The organism is Streptomyces sp. NPDC050704 (assembly GCF_040654355.1).
In the GTDB taxonomy this organism is placed as follows: Bacteria; Actinomycetota; Actinomycetes; order Streptomycetales; family Streptomycetaceae; genus Streptomyces.
The window spans coordinates 90,895-108,113 of sequence record NZ_JBFAHW010000023.1 but is presented as its reverse complement, the minus strand read 5'-3'; the positions used below and the strand labels follow the sequence as shown (position 1 = coordinate 108,113).

The following is a 17,219-nucleotide window of genomic DNA, read 5'->3' as shown; positions in this document are numbered from 1 at the left end:
CATTTCGCGGCAGGACACGTTCCCGCCGCCGGAACACCGACGCAACGGATTGGAGCACCATGGCTGGTGGGCTGCTTCTGAGTGGCGCGATCGCCACTCTGTTCGCCACCGCACTCCCCGCGCAGGACCCGTCCTCCGGGATCGCCGACCCGCCCCCGGACAAGATCGTCATCAAGGTCGCCACGGTGAACGGCTCGGGCTGCCCCCAGGGCACCGCCGCCGTCGCGGTGTCCCCGGACAACACGGCCTTCACGGTGACCTACAGCGATTACCTGGCCCAGGTCGGCGGCAGTTCCGACCCCACCGCGTTCCGCAAGAACTGCCAGATCAACCTGATCGTTCATGTCCCGCAGGGCTTCACGTACGCCATCGCCAGCGCGGACTACCGCGGCTTCGCCTCGCTCCAGCCGGGCGCGAGCAGCACCGAGAAGGCCTCGTACTACTTCCAGGGGTCGCCGAACACGGCTTCCATCACCCATCCCTTCAGGGGCCCGTACAACGACAACTGGCAGGCCACGGACACGACGGAGTGGGCTCAACTGGTCTGGGCGCCCTGCGGCGTGCAACGGAACTTCAACATCAACACCGAACTCCGCGTCAACGCGGGCACGTCCGCCCCTGGCAGCACCAGCTTCATGACCATGGACTCGACGGACGGTGACATCAGCACCATCTACCACCTGGCCTGGAAGGAGTGCCCCAGCTCCTGACCCGACCCCCTTGGCCGACTCCACCACACCGGAGCCGGCCAAGGGACAGCCTCTGTCGTGAGGCCTTCTGGTCCGATGAAGACATGGCCTGGAAGGGGGCCTGCGCTCGCCATAACCGATCGACACCCTGATCGTGATGGCGTTGGCTGGTCGGCATGCCAGAGCTGCGTACCGATCGTCTCCTGCTCCGCCGGTGGCGGGAGTCCGACCTCGAACCGTGGGCGGCGATGAACGCCGATCCCGAAGTCCGTGAACACCTGGGCGAACTGCTCACCCGGGAGCAGAGCGATGCCGCGGCGGCCCTCATGCAGGCCGAGTTCGACGCGCGAGGTTTCGGGTGGTGGGCGCTCGAAGCACGGGAGACGGGCGAGTTCCTCGGCCGCGCCGGCTTGGACGAGGTCGACGAGGACATGCCGTTCGCGGGGGTGGATGTCGGGTGGCGGTTGACGCGTTCGGCGTGGGGGCACGGCTACGCGACCGAGGCCGCCGTGGCCTGCCTGGCCTTCGGTTTCGAGGCCCTCGGGCTGCCGGAGGTCGTTGCGTCGACGACCGTCAACAACCTTCGCTCCCAGGCAGTGATGCGCCGGATCGGCATGACACGGGATCCGGCCGACGACTTCGAGGATCCGAGCGTGCCGGATGGGCCGCTTCGCCGGTGTGTGCTGTACCGGACCGCCCGCAGACAGGCCGACGGGCTACACCTTGAGGCGGGACGCCACCCGGCGCCGCGGCGCAGCGGTTTGCCGCCCGACTCGACCAGCCTCCTGCCACGCCACCTCTGACAGTTTCCCAAGAGCCATGCGCAGCACAGTTCTCGGGCGCGTGGTCAGCACCTCGCCGTCTACCTCCTTCGCCTCCCAGTGCCACCGGGCGCGCAGCGCGGGTTGCGACGCCGAGTACGGCCAGGGCCATGTTCCAGCGGCGATCGGGCGAGGGTGCCGAGGTTGACCTGACTGTCACTTAGCGACACGGCCACGACCAAATGCGAACAGGGCGCCCCGAGCCGGTCTCCGCGCCGCCCCCGGCCAGCGCCCTTCTCCCCCCTGGGGCCGCGACACGACAGTCGCCCCGGCAACCGCCGACACGCCTGACGAGAAGCGGCTGGGGTCCTGGGCGCCGCAGTTCGTCACGCGTTCCCGGACGCTGCGCCTCGGCTGTCGGTCCGGCGTCTTCGTGATCGGCCTCGTCGTCGTCATCACCGGCGTGATGCTGCCGATGCCCGGCCCCGGCTGACTGGTGATCTTCGCCTCAACATCGCCCTGACCGCACTCGGCGCCGTAACCTGCGCCGCACTCCGGTCGGCGTACCTGTGGAAGTACGGCCCCGTCATGCCCTGGGACACCAAGCACTGGCATGGCAACGAGGGCGCGCCGCGCAACCGGGACGAGCGAGCAGCGTCGCCACCGGCTGCGCCTGGAGATCTCCCGCGAGGCCTCGCGCCTGTTCTGGGAGCACGGCGTGGCCGCGACCAGCGGCGACCGGATCGCCGAGGCCGCGGGCCTGTCGACATGCACCAGCTGACGCCTCTTCCGCAGCAAGGAGAGCTGCGCCGAGCTTCAGGCTGGAGGATCTGGGCCCCGCTGCCGCACGGGTGGTCTCAGTATCCGATGGCTTCGCGGAGCAACAGGACGGTGCCGCGCCCGGGGCGGGGTTCCGCGTTGAGGATGAGAAGACGGTTGATGGCGCTGGGCCACCCGTAGGCTTCCTGAGTGCGGGCGCTTTCCAGCGGGAGGCAGTGGTCTTCGACGCGCCGCAGTGCGGTGCTCAGGTCGGGTACCACCTTCTGCGCCCCGACAATCCAGATCGCGCGGGCGGCGCCACCGGCGCAGCCCGGTAGTTGGCTTCCGCTGCCCGAAGCGACCACGAGGGAGCCGGTTTCGGTGACCGCGGCGACACTGCTCACGATGAAGTCGGGGCTGGCGAGCAGCCGCCGGATGTCGTCGGCGCCGGTGACGCGATCCATGGCCAGCACGCGTGGCTTGATGGCGTCGTACCGCCCGCTGTTGTTGATGTCCTCGTCGATGCCGGACAGGCGGAGGGTCTCGCTGGCTCCTGTGAACACGCCGGCGCCCTCCGGTATCAGATCTTTGATACGGGTACGCGCGGCGGCGGCGTCGTCGAGGATTTCCACCGTGAAACCGTGTGCGGTCAGCGCAGTCGCCGCCCGCTCCAGGCGCTGCGCGGGCGCCGGGCCGGCGAACGGTGTTGTCGGCATGGGGGCAGTCATAAGGTCTCTGAACTCCCTGTTCGCTGGATGATGTGTTGGCCTCACCTGTTCGACAGGACAGGTCCCCGGAATGTGAGGCCGGTGCGTCGCCTCACATTCCGGTGCGCTGTCTTGTCGAACAGGTGAGGACAGCTGCGACCGAGGGAGCTGTAGGCACCATGACCACCCGATCCGGCCCAGGACAGGGCGGCCGGCCCGATCCGGGCCTGGACGCGATCATGAGTGAGCGGCGTCAGCTGATCAATCTCGCGTACCGGCTCCTGGGCTCCCTGGCCGAGGCCGAGGATGCCGTCCAGGAGACCTACGCACGCTGGTACGCCATGTCTCCGCAGCAGCAGGACGCCATCGCGTCCCCCGGCGCCTGGCTGACGACGGTCGCCAGCCGCGTCTGCCTCAACCTGCTCGGCTCGGCACGGGCCCGGCGAGAGACCTACGTGGGCGAATGGCTCCCCGAGCCGCTACCCGAACGTACGGAGTGGATCAGTGGGAGGCCGGACGGCACCACGGTCGACCCGGCCGACCGCGTCACCCTGGACGAGTCGGTCAACATGGCCTTCCTGGTCGTGCTCGAATCGATGACCCCGGCCGAGCGCGTCGCGTTCATCCTTCACGATGTCTTCTGCCACCCCTTCGCCGAGGTCGCCGAGATCGTCGGCCGTACGCCGGCGGCGTGCCGCCAGCTGGCCTCCTCAGCCCGCCGCCGCATTCGCGCGTCGCCGGCTCCCGCTGGTCCAACGGCCCGGCAGGCCGGCCTCGTCAGGGACTTCAAGCAGGCATGGGAAGCCAAGGACATCGACGCCCTGATCGGCCTGCTCGACCCCGACGCCACGGCGATCGCCGACGGCGGCGGCCTCGCCACCACCTTCCTGCGCCCCATCGAGGGGGGCGAGCAGATCGCGCACGCCTGGGTCGAGATCGCCGGACGGGTGCCCGGCAACATGACGTTCCTGGAGCGTACGGTCAACGGTCAGCCCGGTCTGGTGGCGCAGCAGGACGGTGTCATCGTGACGGTGTTCGCGTTCGAGGTCGCGGGCGGCCGGATCAAGTACATCTGGGTGGTACGCAACCCCGAGAAACTCCGTCACTGGACGACGGGCTGAGACGCGTCCGCGTCTTCCGGAGAGACGGGAGTGCCGCCCCGCGATGCCTGAGTGAGTGGCGGCCGGCGTCCGGTCAGGGAACGGGACGCATGCGTCAAGGGCATCTTCCCCGCCGCGCCCGAGTAGCTTGAGAAAGCTGTCCAGCGTCCAGCTTCCCGCAGCCTGCTCGGCGCCGGCGGCATGCTCAGAGGACGGCGCAGGCGTCGCCGATCGCCTTGTCCAACATGGCCAGGCCCAGCGACAGTTCGTCCTCGGTGGCGGTCAGCGGCGGAGCCATCCGCAGGACTCCGCCCATGCCGGGGAGCTGGACGATGTTCATGTGCAGGCCGAGTTCGAGGCAGCGCCGGGTGACCCGCGCGCCCAGCTCGTTCGAGCTCCGCTTCGTCTCGCGGTCGACGAGTTCGAGCCCGGCCAGCAGGCCCCGGCCGCGGATGTCGCCGACGACCTCGTGGCGCCCGGCGATGTCCGCCAGGCCCTGGCGGAGGAACGTGCCGAGCGACCGCGCGCGCTCGTCGAGCCTGTCGCCGATCAGAACGTCAAGGACGGTGTTGCCGACGGCGGCCACCAGCGGGTCGGCGACGTGCGTGGTGAAGAACAAGAACCCGCGGTCGTACGCCTCCTGTTCGATCTCGGCGCTGGTGACCACGGCCGCGAGGGGAAGCCCGGCACCGAGTGTCTTGGACAGGGTGAGGATGTCGGGAATGACGCCGTCGCGCTCGAACGCGTACCAGGTCCCTGTGCGGCAGAGGCCGGTCTGGGCCTCGTCGAGGATCAACAGCATGCCGCGTTCCCGGCACTTCACCTGCAGAGCCGCGAAGTATCCGGGCGGCGGTTCGATGATTCCGCCTGAGCTGAGGATCGGTTCTACGAGGCACGCGGCCAGGCTGCCGGTCGACTGGGCGTCGATCAGGTCGAAGGCGAAGTCCAACTGACGCCGCCAGTCCAGCGATCCGTCGGCCGTGGTGAAGTCGGGACGGTACGCGTTCGGCACGGGGATGGCGAAATTGCCGGGTGCGCCCGGGCCGTAGCCCCTGCGACCCGCGCTGTAGGTGGCGGACGCGGCGGCCTGCGTCATGCCGTGCCAGGACCGCGCGAAGGACACGATCTCGTGTCGGCCGGTGACAAGCTTGGCCATCCGGATCGCGGCTTCGTTCGACTCGGCGCCGGTCGTCAGCAGTAGTGCCTTCTCCAGCGGCGCGGGCAACGTGTCGGCCAGCCGCCGGGCGAGGTCGACCACGGGGCGGCTGAGCATGCCGCTGAAGAGGTGGTCGAGGGTCGCGACCTGCCGCTGGACCGTCGCGACGATCGCCGGGTGCGAATGGCCGAGGATCGCGCTCATCTGGCCGGAGGTGAAGTCGAGGATCTTCCGGCCGTCCGCGGTGAACAGAAAACTCCCCGCGGCACGGTCGATGATCTCGCGGGTGAACTCGCCGCCATAGCGTACGAGGTGCCTGTCGGCATCGGCCCAGAAGCGTTCGGAGGACGGCGAGTCGGTGGTCGAAGCAGCCATGTCCCCGACGGTAGGCCGCATTTGAGCGACACGTCCATCTCACAATTCCGGCTGTCCTGTTCGGCAGAACCGCACAACAATGAGTGTGTGATGAATCCCTGGAGGCTGCGGCTGCTGAGCCAGTTGGACACGCTGGGTACCGTCCGGGCGGTCGCTCAAGCCGCCAATCTGAGCCCCTCAAGCGTGTCTCAGCAGCTCGCCGTGCTCGAGGCCGAAACGCGCACGCAGCTGCTGGAACGAACGGGGCGCCGGGTACGGCTGACCTCGGCCGGGCTGATCCTCGCGCGGCGGGCGCGCACGATCCTCGATCACATGCAGGGTGTGGAGGCGGAGTTGCGCGGGTTCGGCGAAGAACCGGCCGGGCTGGTGCGGCTGGGGGCGTTCCAGAGCGCGATCCACACCATGGCCGTGCCGGCGGTGAACCGGCTGGCGCGCGAGCATCCGCACCTCGACGTCGAGTTGCTGCAGTTGGAGCCGCACGAGAGCATGCCCGCGCTGCGAGGTGGCGACGCGGACATCATCATCACGACCACGGACTTCGGCGAATTGCCGTTGGGCCCGGACCTCGACCTCGTGCCGCTGGCCACCGACCCGGTCCTGCTGGTGGTCCCGCCCGAGCATCCCGCGGCCGGGCGTGGCTCCGTGGACCTCGCGGCCTACGCGGACGAGCCGTGGGCGTTCGACATGCCACAGTCGTACATGGCGAATCTCGCGCTCCGGCTGTGCCGTCGATCGAGGTTCGAACCGCGGGTGGTGTGCCGGTTCAGCAACTACATGATGACCCTGCAGCACGTCGAGGCCGGCCTGTCGATCGCGCTGCTGCCCGGCCTGGCTGTCGACCGCCGTTATCACGTCGCCACCGGGGAACTCGCGACGCCCGTCACCCGTACGATCACGGCGGCGATCCGCCGCGGCGCACCACCCCGCGCGGCAGTGCGCGCCGTGTTGGACGCGCTGCGTCATGTTCCGGATCTCTCGCCGCCGGGTTGACAACCCCGCCGGAGAGGGCTGATCCGTTACTGCGGCCCTCTTTGCCGTGGTGTCGGCTGCGCGGGCTGCGAGTGCGGCCCGGACGGCGTGGGTGAACAGGGCCGGGGCGAGACTGGTCAGGGCTTGGACGGTGTCAGATGTGCGCGCTCTCCCTGCGCGCCGAACAGGGCGAGCAGCTCCGCGGGCCGGCTGTCGGCGCTGCCGATCCAGTGCGGTATGCGGGTGTCGAACTCCGCGGCCTCGCCGACGCCGAGCCGGAACTCCTGCTCGCCGAGCACGAACCTGACGTGTCCGTCGAGGACGTAGAACCACTCGTATCCCTCGTGGGTCTGCAGGTTCATCGTGGACGCTCGGCCGGCAGGCGGATAGATCACCTTGTAGGCCTGAATGCCGCCCGCCCGCCTGGTCAGTGGCACCAGCACCAGCCCGGACCGCCGCACCGGTCGCAGATGGACGCGCGGGTCGCCGGTGGGCGGCGCCGCGACGAGATCATCGAGCGGGACGCCGTGCGCCCGGGCCAGCGGCAGCAGTTGCTCCAGTGTGGGGCGGAGCTTGCCGTTCTCGAGACGGGACAGGGTGCTCGCGGTGAGGCCGGTCTCGTTGGCCAGCGCCGCCAGCGTGGCGCTCCGCGCCCGGCGCAGGGCGCGCAGACGCGGCCCGACTCCGGCCAGAACTTCTCCTGCGGGGTTGTCCATGCCCCGATGATGCGGATCCGCAACTTTTCTTGCAAGGGCGAAACGGCGGTGGTGATGCTGTCGGTACATCACCGGCGTCGCAGATACGCATCGGATCACGCTCGGCACGCCGGCCGACGAAGGGGCAACTCAGATGGATTCCACCCGACATCCACGGCCCACCGCGGCGGCGGACGACCGGCGCGCGGCGGACGAGGACGCCGAGCTGTTCTGGGAGCGGCATTACCGCGCCCAGCGCACCTGGGGCGCACGCGTCAACCCGCTGCTCGCCGAGACCGCCGCACCGCTGCGCCCCGCCACCGCCCTGGATCTGGGCTGCGGCGCCGGCGGCGACACCATCTGGCTCGCCCAGCAGGGCTGGCACGTCACTGCCGTGGACATCTCCACCACCGCCGTCGAACGGGTGCGGGAACGCGCCCGCGATCTCGGCGTCGCGGACCGGGTCGCCACCGAACAGCACGATCTGGCCAGCAGCTTCCCGGCCGGCCAGTTCGACCTCGTCTCCGCCCAGTACTTCCACACCCCGTTCCCGTTGCTCCGCGGCCGAGTCCTGCGCACCGCCGCACGGGCCCTGCGGCCCGGCGGTCTCCTGCTGATCGTCGACCACGGCTCCACCGCTCCCTGGTCGTGGAACCAGGACCCCGACACCCAGTACCCCACGCCCACCGAGGTCGCCACCGGACTTGATCTCGACCGCGCGCACTGGTCCGTATTGCGCGCCGACATGCCCCGCCGCCGGGCCACCGGACCCGCCGGTGAGACCGCCACCGTCATCGACAACGTCCTGCTTTTCCAGCTGACGGCCGGATGACCACCTGAACCGCACGACCTGAACCACACGACGTCACATCGGAATGGAGCGACGCGATGCCAGGAAACCGTGCGCGGCGATCCCGGACGCAGGCGAGGGACACCGGACCTCCGCGGACAGGCACCGACGAGAAGGCCACCCTGCGGGGCTTCCTCGACTATCTGCGGAACGCGGTCGCGGACAAGATCGCGGGCGTGCCGGAACCGGACGTCCGAACGGGCCAAGTGCCCTCGGGCACCAACCTTCTCGGGCTGCTCAAGCATCTGGCGTTCGTCGAACGGTTCTACTTCCTCGGTGAGGATGTCGGCGACTGGCGTGCGACCATGCGGCCGTCCGCGGAGGACACCGTCGACGGCGTGCTCGCCGACTACCGAAAGACCGTCGAGCGAGCGAACCAGGTCATCGATGCCTGCCCGGATCTGGCTCTTCCCGCTCCGCGACCCCCGCGCCGGGGGCCGGCACCATCGATGCGGTGGGTCCTGGTGCACATGATTGAAGAGACCGGCAGGCACGCCGGCCACGCCGACATCATCCGCGAGCAGATCGATGGATCCACCGGCCGCTGACAGGCGAAGTACCGGCGCGCGGCGCACCGCGTGTCCCCGTCATCGGACCGGCCGTGGAGGTCTCGGCGTTCACCGCGCGGCAGGCAACCCGGCAGCGGTCGCCACCACCGGGCGGCACAGGGCCCGTCGTTGCCCCGGTCGGTCATCAGCCGGTGACGCGTTCCCAGAAGGTCTGGATCGCCGGTGCGGTGCTGGTAGTGCGGGTCCCGTCGATGACGTGGTAGCCGTGGTGCTGGGCGGCGGTGGCGCGGGCGTGGTTGGACAGGGTTTCCAGGGCCTGCTCGCGGTGCTCGGCGTCCGTGGCCACGAGGTTCGACAGCGCGAGCGTCACCGGTGACAGCCCCGACACGTCGAGGTTCAGACGGAGGGCCGCGATGTACTCTCCGGTGGCGTTCTTGATCCCGATGGACGTGCTCTTGGCCCTACGCGGGCATCGCCCCGTTCTGTGCCGCCTTGCGGTGGCGTGCGGTCAGGCGGGAGCCGGACTCGCGGCGGGCGGCGCGGCGCAGGAGGGGAATCGCGAGGAGGAACCCGAGGACTGCCCAGGCCGTCAGTACCAGGGCGACCATGGGCAGCTCCCACGAGCCGGCCGGCTCGGCGGTCCGCGCGGCGTCCGGCAGCAGCGCCGAACGCAGGCCCTGCGCCATCCACTTGAGCGGGAAGACAGAGGCCACCTGCTGGATCGGCCCGGGCATTGCGGTGATCGGGAACACCGCTCCGGAGGTGAACAACAGCCCCATGGTGGGCAGCATGATCAGCGCCAGCGCCTCCCGCGGATTGGGCAGCACGGCGCCGATGGCGGCGCCCAGCGGTACGACGGCGAGCAGCCCGAGCGTGGTGACCCACAGCAGCGTCAGCCAGCCGCCCGGCCCATGCGGCAGCGGCCCGTCCGCCAGCAGTGCCGTTGCTGCCAGGAGCAGGGCCAGGGTGCCGACCGCCGTGACAACCACCAGCAGGCACTTGGCCACGAGGTAGGCCGGTATCCCGCCGGGTGTGGCGCGCAGCCGCAGCAGCGCGCCTTCCTCCCGCTCGGTCACGAGCATCTGCGGGAGGTTGATCAGCCCGATCTGGAACAGCCCATAGGCGGCGAACCCGGCAAGCACCAGATGGGCCATCGGGGTGTGGGTGCCGGGCACATCATCGCTGATGTACGCGGCGATCAGCAGTGCGACGACCACATTGGTCAGGTGGCCGGACATCTCCTTGGGATTGCGCAGGAGGTGCCGCAGCTCGATGCCGCCGCGGAGGAAACCGGCACGCCAGTAGCGACGGCCGGGGCGGCGCGGTTTCTTCGTCGCGCCCGGTGCGTCGTTCGCGTCGGCCATGTCCGCCGCGTCGGCGTGGTATGCCGCGTCGGCCTTCTCCGCCTTCTCCGTCCTCTCGTTCTCCGTCCTCTCGTTCTCCGTCCTCTCGTTCTCCGTCCTCTCGGCCCTGTTCATCCTGTTCGTCGCGGGTGTCTCCGTCATACGGCCTGTGCCTCCCCGTCCACGACCCTGTCCGTGTCGTCGCCCTCCCGATGCACCATGTGCAGATAGGTGTCCTCCAGCGTCGGGCGGCGGACCTCCAGGTCGGCGATCGGGCCGTCCGCGTCCCGGTGGAGTTCCCAGACCAGCCGTGAGGGGTCCTCGGTGCGTTCGCGGTGGGACGTCCCGTCGTCGGCCGTCCAGCGGACCTCGGCCTGTGCGGCAGCCTGCCGGGCCAGTTCCGACGGGGTACCGCAAGCCCGGATCCGGCCGCTGACCAGCATGGCGATCTGGTCGGCGAGCCGCTCGGCCTCCACCAGGTCGTGCGTGGTGAGCAGGACGGTGACACCTTCGTCGCGGGCCAGCCGTTCGACCAGGACGTGGAACTCGTGCCGCGCCTCCGGGTCGAAGCCGGTGGTCGGCTCGTCCAGGAAGAGGAGTTCGGGGCGGCCGACGATGCCGAGCGCGACATCCAGCCGTCGGCGCTGGCCGCCGGACAGCCGGTCCACCTGCTGGCCGGCCTGGCCGGTGAGGCCGACCAGGGCCAGCAGTTCGGCCGGGTCGCGCGGGTCGGGGTAGTACGTGGCGAAGTGCGTCAGCAGCTCGGCGACCCGCCAGCGACGGTGGTCGCGCCAGGACTGCAGGACCAGACCGATTCGGCCGCGCCAGGCGTCGTCGCCCCGCTCCGGGTCCGCGCCGAGGACGCGGACGTCCCCGGCAGAGCGCTGCCGGAAGCCCTCCAGGATCTCGACGGTGGTGGTCTTCCCGGCGCCGTTGGGCCCCAGTAGCGCGAAGACCTCGCCGCGATGGATGTCCAGATCGATGCCGTGGAGGACATCGATGTCGCCGTACGTCATGGTCAAATCGCGTGCCTGGATTATGGGTTGGGTCATTGTGCGGCGCGCAGTGGCTGGAGTGGGCTCGGGGAGCGTGGTCGGCGGTGCGGGTTGTAACGGCGTGCGCTTGAGCTTCGTCATCGTCCTGTCTCCGTGTGGTGCCGCTGCCGCTGTGCCGCCCCGGTTGCGGTCATCGCGGGAACGTCGTCCGCTGTCGCCTTCGCCGCCGGGCCGGTCGCCGCCGTGAGCCCGGCACCCTCGACGATCGCCCGGAGCGCCGCCACATGTCCTTCGAAGGCGGTGCGGCCGCGGTCCGTCAGCCGTACTTTCGTGCGTCGCCTGCGGCCGCCGCCCTCCTTGTGGATTTCCAGGTATCCGGCCTCTTCCAGGGTGTGCAGCTGTTTGGAGAGTGCGGAGTCGCTGAGCGAGAGGCTGTCGCGGATGAACGCGAAGTCCGCCCATTCGGTGGGGGCGAGCAGCGCGACCACCGACAGCCGAGTGGCGGGGTGGATCAGCTCGTCGAACCCGGTGGGGGTACTCATCGGCCCGCCCTCTCGCGGGCCGTCCGTTCGCCGCGGCCGCGCAGCGAGCCGGCCGCCCAGCTGTTCGCCGGCCCGACGAACAGCAGGAACACGGCCGTCGAGACCGTGGCCTGGATGAGACTGGCGGACATAGGCTCCAGTGGCTCGGCCAGGCGGCCGGACAGCAGGGTCGTCCCACCTGTCACCACTGCCCCCGCGACGAACGTGGCGGACGTCCGCCAGTTGTAGCGGGAACGGTGCAACTGCATCCGACTCCTGCGGCTGTAAAACACGGCCAGCACGCTCACCAGCGCGACGTACGCGGCGAGGATCAGCCAGACTCCCCACCGAGGCGGGTCCAGACCCAGGCCGGCCAGGAAGACCCACATGAGCGCGGCCGTGGCGTATGCCGCGCCGGGGCCACCGGATGCGCACCGCTCGATCTCGTCGTACACGCGCTCCTGCGGCACCCGGATGCGCTGCAGATCTTTCCAGGCCTGTTCGGCATCCACCGGTGGGCTCACAGCCATCGCCTCCCCGTGACGATTCAGGACAGTGCAGGGCGTTTCGAGCGCAGTTCAAGGTAGATCGAGAGAACCGCACGGGAGTTAGAGAGGGTCCGAGACGGCGTGTGGCCACCCGAGACGAACCGCTCAACTTTCCTGTCGGGAAAGTTACCCCTTGGCTTTCCCGGAAGGCAAGTCGAGCGATGCTCCGAGATCGTCGCCGAGGAGGCCTCAGGAAAGGGTGGAGGGCTCACCGGATCTCGGTACGGCAGGCGTGGCCGACGTTGACCGCCGCTTTCAGGCGTGTCCGGGGACGGTGCGGCGAAGCCCGAGGAGCTGCTGGGTATGTCCTGGCACGTGGCTCTCGGCGAGGCCATCGATGAGGCCCGCCACTGGGACCGGCCGATCCAACACGACTGCGCCGTTGGACAGGAGGAGCGACGGCACCAGTACCGAGGCGTCCTGCTCATTGAGCCGATCGGCGATGTCGCACAGGACGGCGGCCTGACTCCGGACATGATCAAGCAGATCCGCCCGGCCGGAGTGCTCGGCGATGATCCGGTCCAGGTTCCAGGCATCGAGGGAGATCCGGTTGTCGAAAGTGGGCCGCGCGCCGGCGACAACACCCAGAGCAACCCCCGCGGTTGAGGCGTCGACACTGAGAAGATGAGCCAAGATCTGGTCGGCGTTCCATCCTCCGTCGTCGGCGTCGCCGAGGTCGGGGATGGCCGCCGCATCGAGCAACCTGTCGTAGGCACTGCGCAGTGCTGCCGTGTCCATAGCGCGTTTCCCTTCAGTCCGGCCGAGCCTGTCGAATCAGTCGGGGCGCGTCGAACTCGAATCCCGTTCCGCCGCCTCGGCGACGCGCTTGATGTTCGCCAGCCTTCGGTCCCAGTCGGCGGCGAGTCCGGTCATCCACCGTGCCGTCGCGTCCAGCGCCGCGGGCCGCACCGCGTACCGCACCTCGCGCCCGACCCGGCTGCCGGACACCAGCCCGGCGGCATCCAGCACCGCCAGATGCTTGACCACCGCCTGCCGCGAGACGGGCAGCGGCTCGGCCAGCGTCGTCGCGGTGGCCTCGCCCCGGGCGGCGAGCAGATCGAGCAGTCGGCGTCGCGTCGGGTCGGCCAGCGCGCTCAGCACGCTGTCGACACTGTCGCCGGTGCCGTCGCGTTCGTTCATCACGGGGCTTACTGTTCGGCGCGGTTCTTGAGCGCGTCGAGTTCCTGGGGCCAGCCGGCGGTGTGGTCCTTGAGGTTCTGGGTGCGCAGTTCCTCGGAGGCAGCCAGCGCCGCGAACCCGCTCTCCACCACCCGCAGCCGGGTCCGCTCGCCCTCCTGAGTCAGCGTGAACTCCACCAGGGTGCTGTTGTCCTCGCGCAGTTCCTCACCGGGGAACGCACTGGTCCAGCGGTACGCCAGATACGTCGGCGGCCGCACCGTCTCCACCCGCACCGGGAAGTCGCCGTGCTCGGGATTCTTCGCCACCAGCGTCTCGCCCTCCCGGGCCACCGTGCCCGGCAGACTCGCCTTGTCGGCCACCCAGAACCCGGGCTGGGCCACCAGCGACCAGACCCGCTCCAGCGGTGCGGCGATCAGCGTTTCGCGTTCGATCCGGTCCTCGCTCATGAGGTCTCTCCTTTGAGGCGTCGCCATTAGGTGCAACCTCAGAGTTGCACACCGACACCGTAGACGCAACCCACAGGTTGCACCTGGATGCTCGTCGTTGATTGGTGATGACGAACGCGGTTGAGTAAGAGGGCGCACACCAGGGCGCCGAGCCGCCCCTCGCGGTGATGCTTCCCTCGGATATTGCAGTAGTCCGGGGACGGCGTAGCAGTGTCGAGTCCGCAACCCCGTTTTGCCCGCAGCGACGATGCGCGTCCCGAACCCGGGGTGTTCAACGACACTCAAGATGCCTATGTGGGCAGTGAGTTGAGGGCATGCGAAGGCCCTCCCGAAGACCTCTTGGCCGAGTCCGGGAGGACCGTGACGCACTTGGAAGCGCCGGTGCTCGCGGTAGAGGCGGACGTGGTCAGGGTCGAGGCCAGGTTGCTGGCGGGTGAGATCGAGTGCCCGGACAGCGGGGGTGTGCTCGCACCGTGGGCTGAGCGAGATGCCGGGTACTGCTGGACGCGGCACAAGCGGCGCGCTTGCGGCCGAGGCGAGCCCGCTGCGCGGGTTATGGGGGTTCATATGTCCCAACAGCCCGAAGATCGAGGCTGCTCAGGTCAGCTTCTTCCCCCGGTGGGACGATTTCGTCGCCCGGGTCGACTCAGCCCCCACGAGGACTGAGCCGAGCTACTTCCTGCCGAGCCGCCGGCTGCCCCGAGGTCGCTGCAGCTCCATTGGCGACGGAGTCGTTCCCGCCTATCGCGGCCCCGACGGTTCGGCCGGCCGGTTCGGCAGAGCCTTGGCATTCTTGGCGGCGGCTGCCGCGACGGTTGCCAGGTCTTCGCCCGCGAAGCCGGCGCGACTCAGCACCGCCAGAGACTTGTTCGTCGCCAGCGTGCACAACGCCAGCTCTGCCGCCTCCTGCTCATCGGCCCCCGCCGCCAGCAACGCCTGCTCCAGCCTCGCCCGCAAACCGTCGATCATGGCGCGGACCATGGCCCGGCCCTCCGCGTCAAGCGCCGGGAACTGCGTTGCCGACACCGTGAGCAGGCAGCCGTCCGGGACCGTCGGGTCGGCGATACGGTTCAGGGCGACCTGCAGGAAGGCGGCCACAACGGCGTTCGGGCTCGGGTGAGGGCCGGACAGTGCCTGCTCGTACAGCGAGTGATAGGTCTGCGCGTACCGTTGGAGGCTCTTGCGGAACAGGGCGCTCTTGTCGCCGAAGGTGCCGTACAGCGAGCCCCGGCCCAGACCCGTGCCCTCGGCCAGGCGATCGATCGATGCCTCCGAATAACCCCAGCGCCAGAAGACGTGCATCGCACGTCGTAGCGCCTCATCCACGTCGAATTGCTTGCGGCCTGCCATGGTCCGTCAGCCTACACATCTTGTACCGATCGTTCAAAGATGGGTATGGTCGCCAGCATGACAAGCTTGAGTTCGCTGCGGCTGCCTGACGGATTCCTTGACGTCTTCACCAGCCGGCTCGTGGAGGTGAACGGGCTGCGGCTGCACGCGGTCACCGGCGGGGACGGCCCGGCGCTGCTGCTGATCGGCGGCTGGCCCCAGACCTGGTACGCCTGGCGGGAGGTGATGCCCGCGCTCGCCCGCCGGCACACCGTCGTCGCCGTCGACTCGCGTGGGGCCGGGCTCTCCGACAAACCCGACGACGGATACGACGCCGGCACGCTGGCCTCCGACCTGGTCGCGTTGATGGCCGCGCTCGGGCACGACCGGTTCGACGTGGCCGGCCACGACATCGGTACATGGACCGGATACGCCCTCGCCGCCGATCACCCCGAGCGGGTGGGCCGGCTCGCCATCCTCGAAGCAGTGATCCCCGGTCTCACGCCGTCCCCGCCGTTCTTCGGCCCGGCCGCGGTCAACCTGAAGCTCTGGCAGTTCGGCTTCAACCGGCTCACCGACCTCAACGAGGAACTGGTCCGGGGACGGGAGCAGCTCTTCTTCGGCTGGCAGTTCGCCACCAAGGCCGCCACGCGGACCGCGATCCCCGCGTACGCCGTCGACGTCTACGTCGACGCGATCACCGCGGATCCTCGCGCGCTGCGGGCGAGCTTCGCGTACTACCGGGCGCTGGACGAGACGATCGCGCAGAACGAGCAGCGCAGCAAGACCCGGCTGACACTGCCGGTGCTCGCCGTCGGCGGCGCGCTGTGGAGCGGCGCGAGTACCGCCCAGACGATGAGGCTGGCAGCCGACGACGTCACGGGGGTCGTCCTCGACGACTGCGGCCATTACCCGGCCGAGGAGCAGCCGGCGCGGTTTGTCGAGATCCTGGAGGACTTCCTCGTGGCCAACCGGTAGCAGGCACGCCACACGGCTGAACTTCGCTCACGACAGGCGGAGTTTCACAAACTCCGCTTCGTCGTCGGGCAGGACTTCGCCCTCCTCCACCAGTTCAAACGCCTCGTCATCCGATGGGAACGACGCCTCGAACTCCACGACGCCTTCGTCTCCCCGGCACGCAGCCTCATCTGCTGGCGGCGCCTCAAGAAGGCCTACCCATGGTCCTGTTGCGAGCTCTTAGCGTGGATATCCGCGTGCGCCAGGCTGGTCGCTCCCAGTTCAGGTGCTTGTTGATCGCACGGTCGAGCCGAGTTGGGCAGTGGCGCGCCATTCGCGGGGTGACGCGCCGTAGGCGGCGCGGAAGGCGCGGCTGAAGTGGGACGGGCTGGTGAAGCCGAAGCGGTGTGCGATGGCCATCACCGCTGGAACGTTTCGGCCCGGGCGGCCGAGTTCGCGTCGGCAGGCTTCCAGCCGGCGGTGCTGGATCCAGCGGCCGGCGGTGGTGCCCTCGTCCTGGAAAAGCCGGTGCACATGGCGTACGGAGATGTGGTGCGCGGCGGCCATGGTCCGCGGGGACAGGTCGGGATCGGCGAGGTGGCGGTCGACGAAGGCCTTGATGCGCAGCCGCAGCGCGGTGTGCGCGGCGTCGGTGCCGGTGCTGATGTCGGCGACGTCGCGGTCCAGTCGCTCGGCGATGAGGGTGGCCAGCAGGTCCGCGGCGTTGCGGGCGAGTAAGTCGGCGATGTGCGGCGGACGGCCTCCCGCCTGGGTGGCGAGCTGGGAGAGGAACGGGATGATCAGCGACGCGGTTTCGGTATCGGCGTGGATGGGCACCGCGGTGATGCGCCGCAGGTCGCACGCGCGAACGACCAGCATCCACCGCGGTATCTGGATGACGTGCATGCGGAAGGCGGCGGGATAGGTGACCGTGTAGGGGCGGGTGGTGTCGAAGAGGGTGAGGGCGCCGGGCCGCAGCAGTGTCTGGCTGTCGTTCTGGTCGATCACCAGGTGACCGCGGTCCTGTAAGCACACGTTGAGGTACTCGTCGTCCGTCCCGGCGGCCCACCGTGTGGTCTGGCGGACCTGTAAGGGGTCGGAATCCGTCGTGGCCACACATACGGAGCCGACCTGGCCGGCCGCAAGCGTGCCCCTGTACGGCGCGTCGGTGGGCGTGGAGACGTCCAGCCGGACAGACGCCAACTGGTCGTACGTCTGACTGATCGCCTCATGCCAGTAGGCCAGCCGCTCCCTGGCGGGCACCGATGCGGTGGACAGCACGATGCTCATGGTGGTCCCCTTAGATTCAACCGGTCAGAGCAACAGTGCTGGTTGAGGACGGTTTACGTGGCGAGACTGGGTCGGCCGGG

At 69.4% G+C, this 17,219-nt stretch carries 19 protein-coding genes and 2 pseudogenes; 8 read left to right on the top strand and 13 right to left on the bottom strand.

From position 1 onward, the window contains the following. Positions 1-59: 59 nt before the first annotated feature. From AB0I18_RS16490 to AB0I18_RS16480, 3 genes and pseudogenes are all read left to right on the top strand, one after another. Entirely contained in the window at positions 60-710 is a 651-nt protein-coding gene (locus tag AB0I18_RS16490; protein WP_363106160.1) for a DUF4360 domain-containing protein, read from the top strand. A gap of 155 nt (positions 711-865) precedes the next feature. Next, positions 866-1,492, top strand: a complete 627-nt coding sequence (locus AB0I18_RS16485; RefSeq protein WP_363106159.1) for a GNAT family N-acetyltransferase — start codon at positions 866-868, stop codon at positions 1,490-1,492. 571 nt (positions 1,493-2,063) lie between these two features. After that, positions 2,064-2,228: pseudogene (locus AB0I18_RS16480) on the top strand (TetR family transcriptional regulator); the annotation flags it as partial. 79 nt (positions 2,229-2,307) lie between these two features. On the opposite strand, the gene AB0I18_RS16475 reads toward AB0I18_RS16480, so the two are convergent. After that, positions 2,308-2,925 (bottom strand): LUD domain-containing protein, encoded by a 618-nt coding sequence (locus AB0I18_RS16475; protein WP_363106158.1) that lies wholly within the window; start codon positions 2,923-2,925, stop codon positions 2,308-2,310. A gap of 170 nt (positions 2,926-3,095) precedes the next feature. Here AB0I18_RS16475 and sigJ point away from each other — a divergent pair, with 170 nt between their 5' ends. Beyond that, positions 3,096-4,037: an RNA polymerase sigma factor SigJ gene (gene sigJ, locus AB0I18_RS16470; protein ID WP_363106157.1), complete on the top strand. Its 942-nt coding sequence runs from the start codon at positions 3,096-3,098 to the stop codon at positions 4,035-4,037. 184 nt (positions 4,038-4,221) lie between these two features. On the opposite strand, the gene AB0I18_RS16465 is transcribed toward sigJ, so the two are convergent. After that, on the bottom strand, positions 4,222-5,547 hold the full coding sequence (locus tag AB0I18_RS16465; RefSeq protein ID WP_363106156.1) for an aspartate aminotransferase family protein: 1,326 nt from the start codon (positions 5,545-5,547) through the stop codon (positions 4,222-4,224). Between the two features lie 90 nt (positions 5,548-5,637). Here AB0I18_RS16465 and AB0I18_RS16460 point away from each other — a divergent pair, with 90 nt between their 5' ends. Continuing rightward, entirely contained in the window at positions 5,638-6,537 is a 900-nt protein-coding gene (locus tag AB0I18_RS16460; protein ID WP_363106182.1) for a LysR family transcriptional regulator, read from the top strand. Positions 6,538-6,653: 116 nt separating this feature from the next. Here AB0I18_RS16460 and AB0I18_RS16455 read toward each other — a convergent pair whose 3' ends face one another. Beyond that, on the bottom strand, positions 6,654-7,232 hold the full coding sequence (locus AB0I18_RS16455) for an XRE family transcriptional regulator (RefSeq protein ID WP_363106155.1): 579 nt from the start codon (positions 7,230-7,232) through the stop codon (positions 6,654-6,656). A gap of 133 nt (positions 7,233-7,365) precedes the next feature. Between AB0I18_RS16455 and AB0I18_RS16450 the strand changes: the two genes are divergently transcribed. Continuing rightward, entirely contained in the window at positions 7,366-8,043 is a 678-nt protein-coding gene (locus tag AB0I18_RS16450; RefSeq protein WP_363106154.1) for a class I SAM-dependent methyltransferase, read from the top strand. 56 nt (positions 8,044-8,099) lie between these two features. Further along, the gene (locus AB0I18_RS16445; protein WP_363106153.1) at positions 8,100-8,609 is read left to right on the top strand and encodes a DinB family protein; all 510 of its coding nucleotides are present in this window, start codon (positions 8,100-8,102) and stop codon (positions 8,607-8,609) included. Positions 8,610-8,865: 256 nt separating this feature from the next. Here AB0I18_RS16445 and AB0I18_RS16440 read toward each other — a convergent pair. From AB0I18_RS16440 to AB0I18_RS16400, 9 genes and pseudogenes are all read right to left on the bottom strand, one after another. Next, positions 8,866-9,036: pseudogene (locus AB0I18_RS16440) on the bottom strand (transcriptional regulator); the annotation flags it as partial. Beyond that, entirely contained in the window at positions 9,032-9,934 is a 903-nt protein-coding gene (locus AB0I18_RS16435) for an ABC transporter permease (protein WP_363106181.1), read from the bottom strand. The pseudogene AB0I18_RS16440 and the gene AB0I18_RS16435, both read right to left, overlap by 5 nt. Before the next feature lie 137 nt (positions 9,935-10,071). Beyond that, positions 10,072-10,929: an ABC transporter ATP-binding protein gene (locus AB0I18_RS16430; RefSeq protein WP_363106152.1), complete on the bottom strand. Its 858-nt coding sequence runs from the start codon at positions 10,927-10,929 to the stop codon at positions 10,072-10,074. A 116-nt stretch (positions 10,930-11,045) separates the two neighbouring features. Further along, complete coding sequence (locus tag AB0I18_RS16425) at positions 11,046-11,450, bottom strand: transcriptional regulator (protein WP_363106151.1); 405 nt, start codon at positions 11,448-11,450, stop codon at positions 11,046-11,048. After that, positions 11,447-11,959, bottom strand: coding sequence for a hypothetical protein (locus tag AB0I18_RS16420; protein WP_363106150.1), 513 nt, complete (start codon positions 11,957-11,959; stop codon positions 11,447-11,449). Before AB0I18_RS16420 ends, AB0I18_RS16425 begins: the two co-directional genes overlap by 4 nt. A 273-nt stretch (positions 11,960-12,232) precedes the next feature. Continuing rightward, complete coding sequence (locus tag AB0I18_RS16415) at positions 12,233-12,715, bottom strand: hypothetical protein (RefSeq protein WP_363106149.1); 483 nt, start codon at positions 12,713-12,715, stop codon at positions 12,233-12,235. 36 nt (positions 12,716-12,751) lie between these two features. Next, complete coding sequence (locus AB0I18_RS16410) at positions 12,752-13,117, bottom strand: metalloregulator ArsR/SmtB family transcription factor (protein ID WP_363106180.1); 366 nt, start codon at positions 13,115-13,117, stop codon at positions 12,752-12,754. Positions 13,118-13,125: 8 nt separating this feature from the next. Further along, entirely contained in the window at positions 13,126-13,563 is a 438-nt protein-coding gene (locus AB0I18_RS16405) for an SRPBCC domain-containing protein (protein WP_363106148.1), read from the bottom strand. Between the two features lie 741 nt (positions 13,564-14,304). After that, the gene (locus AB0I18_RS16400) at positions 14,305-14,913 is read right to left on the bottom strand and encodes a TetR/AcrR family transcriptional regulator (protein ID WP_363106147.1); all 609 of its coding nucleotides are present in this window, start codon (positions 14,911-14,913) and stop codon (positions 14,305-14,307) included. A 57-nt stretch (positions 14,914-14,970) separates the two neighbouring features. Between AB0I18_RS16400 and AB0I18_RS16395 the strand changes: the two genes are divergently transcribed. Further along, positions 14,971-15,870: an alpha/beta hydrolase gene (locus AB0I18_RS16395; RefSeq protein ID WP_363106146.1), complete on the top strand. Its 900-nt coding sequence runs from the start codon at positions 14,971-14,973 to the stop codon at positions 15,868-15,870. 261 nt (positions 15,871-16,131) lie between these two features. Here the strand turns inward: AB0I18_RS16395 and AB0I18_RS16390 are convergent, their stop codons facing one another. Further along, positions 16,132-17,139, bottom strand: a complete 1,008-nt coding sequence (locus AB0I18_RS16390) for a helix-turn-helix domain-containing protein (protein ID WP_363106145.1) — start codon at positions 17,137-17,139, stop codon at positions 16,132-16,134. Between the last annotated feature and the right edge of the window lie 80 nt (positions 17,140-17,219).

What these genes read in the sequence shown, in the direction of transcription:
- AB0I18_RS16450 (WP_363106154.1), top strand. Translation starts at nt 7,366, where the DNA reads ATGGATTCCACCCGACATCCACGGCCCACCGCGGCGGCGGACGACCGG.
- AB0I18_RS16400 (WP_363106147.1), bottom strand. Translation starts at nt 14,913, where the DNA reads ATGGCAGGCCGCAAGCAATTCGACGTGGATGAGGCGCTACGACGTGCG.
- AB0I18_RS16455 (WP_363106155.1), bottom strand. Translation starts at nt 7,232, where the DNA reads ATGGACAACCCCGCAGGAGAAGTTCTGGCCGGAGTCGGGCCGCGTCTG.
- AB0I18_RS16485 (WP_363106159.1), top strand. Translation starts at nt 866, where the DNA reads ATGCCAGAGCTGCGTACCGATCGTCTCCTGCTCCGCCGGTGGCGGGAG.
- AB0I18_RS16465 (WP_363106156.1), bottom strand. Translation starts at nt 5,547, where the DNA reads ATGGCTGCTTCGACCACCGACTCGCCGTCCTCCGAACGCTTCTGGGCC.
- AB0I18_RS16420 (WP_363106150.1), bottom strand. Translation starts at nt 11,959, where the DNA reads ATGGCTGTGAGCCCACCGGTGGATGCCGAACAGGCCTGGAAAGATCTG.
- AB0I18_RS16460 (WP_363106182.1), top strand. Translation starts at nt 5,638, where the DNA reads ATGAATCCCTGGAGGCTGCGGCTGCTGAGCCAGTTGGACACGCTGGGT.
- AB0I18_RS16425 (WP_363106151.1), bottom strand. Translation starts at nt 11,450, where the DNA reads ATGAGTACCCCCACCGGGTTCGACGAGCTGATCCACCCCGCCACTCGG.
- AB0I18_RS16430 (WP_363106152.1), bottom strand. Translation starts at nt 10,929, where the DNA reads ATGACGTACGGCGACATCGATGTCCTCCACGGCATCGATCTGGACATC.
- sigJ (WP_363106157.1), top strand. Translation starts at nt 3,096, where the DNA reads ATGACCACCCGATCCGGCCCAGGACAGGGCGGCCGGCCCGATCCGGGC.
- AB0I18_RS16395 (WP_363106146.1), top strand. Translation starts at nt 14,971, where the DNA reads ATGACAAGCTTGAGTTCGCTGCGGCTGCCTGACGGATTCCTTGACGTC.
- AB0I18_RS16490 (WP_363106160.1), top strand. Translation starts at nt 60, where the DNA reads ATGGCTGGTGGGCTGCTTCTGAGTGGCGCGATCGCCACTCTGTTCGCC.
- AB0I18_RS16435 (WP_363106181.1), bottom strand. Translation starts at nt 9,934, where the DNA reads ATGGCCGACGCGAACGACGCACCGGGCGCGACGAAGAAACCGCGCCGC.
- AB0I18_RS16445 (WP_363106153.1), top strand. Translation starts at nt 8,100, where the DNA reads ATGCCAGGAAACCGTGCGCGGCGATCCCGGACGCAGGCGAGGGACACC.
- AB0I18_RS16415 (WP_363106149.1), bottom strand. Translation starts at nt 12,715, where the DNA reads ATGGACACGGCAGCACTGCGCAGTGCCTACGACAGGTTGCTCGATGCG.
- AB0I18_RS16405 (WP_363106148.1), bottom strand. Translation starts at nt 13,563, where the DNA reads ATGAGCGAGGACCGGATCGAACGCGAAACGCTGATCGCCGCACCGCTG.
- AB0I18_RS16410 (WP_363106180.1), bottom strand. Translation starts at nt 13,117, where the DNA reads ATGAACGAACGCGACGGCACCGGCGACAGTGTCGACAGCGTGCTGAGC.
- AB0I18_RS16390 (WP_363106145.1), bottom strand. Translation starts at nt 17,139, where the DNA reads ATGAGCATCGTGCTGTCCACCGCATCGGTGCCCGCCAGGGAGCGGCTG.
- AB0I18_RS16475 (WP_363106158.1), bottom strand. Translation starts at nt 2,925, where the DNA reads ATGCCGACAACACCGTTCGCCGGCCCGGCGCCCGCGCAGCGCCTGGAG.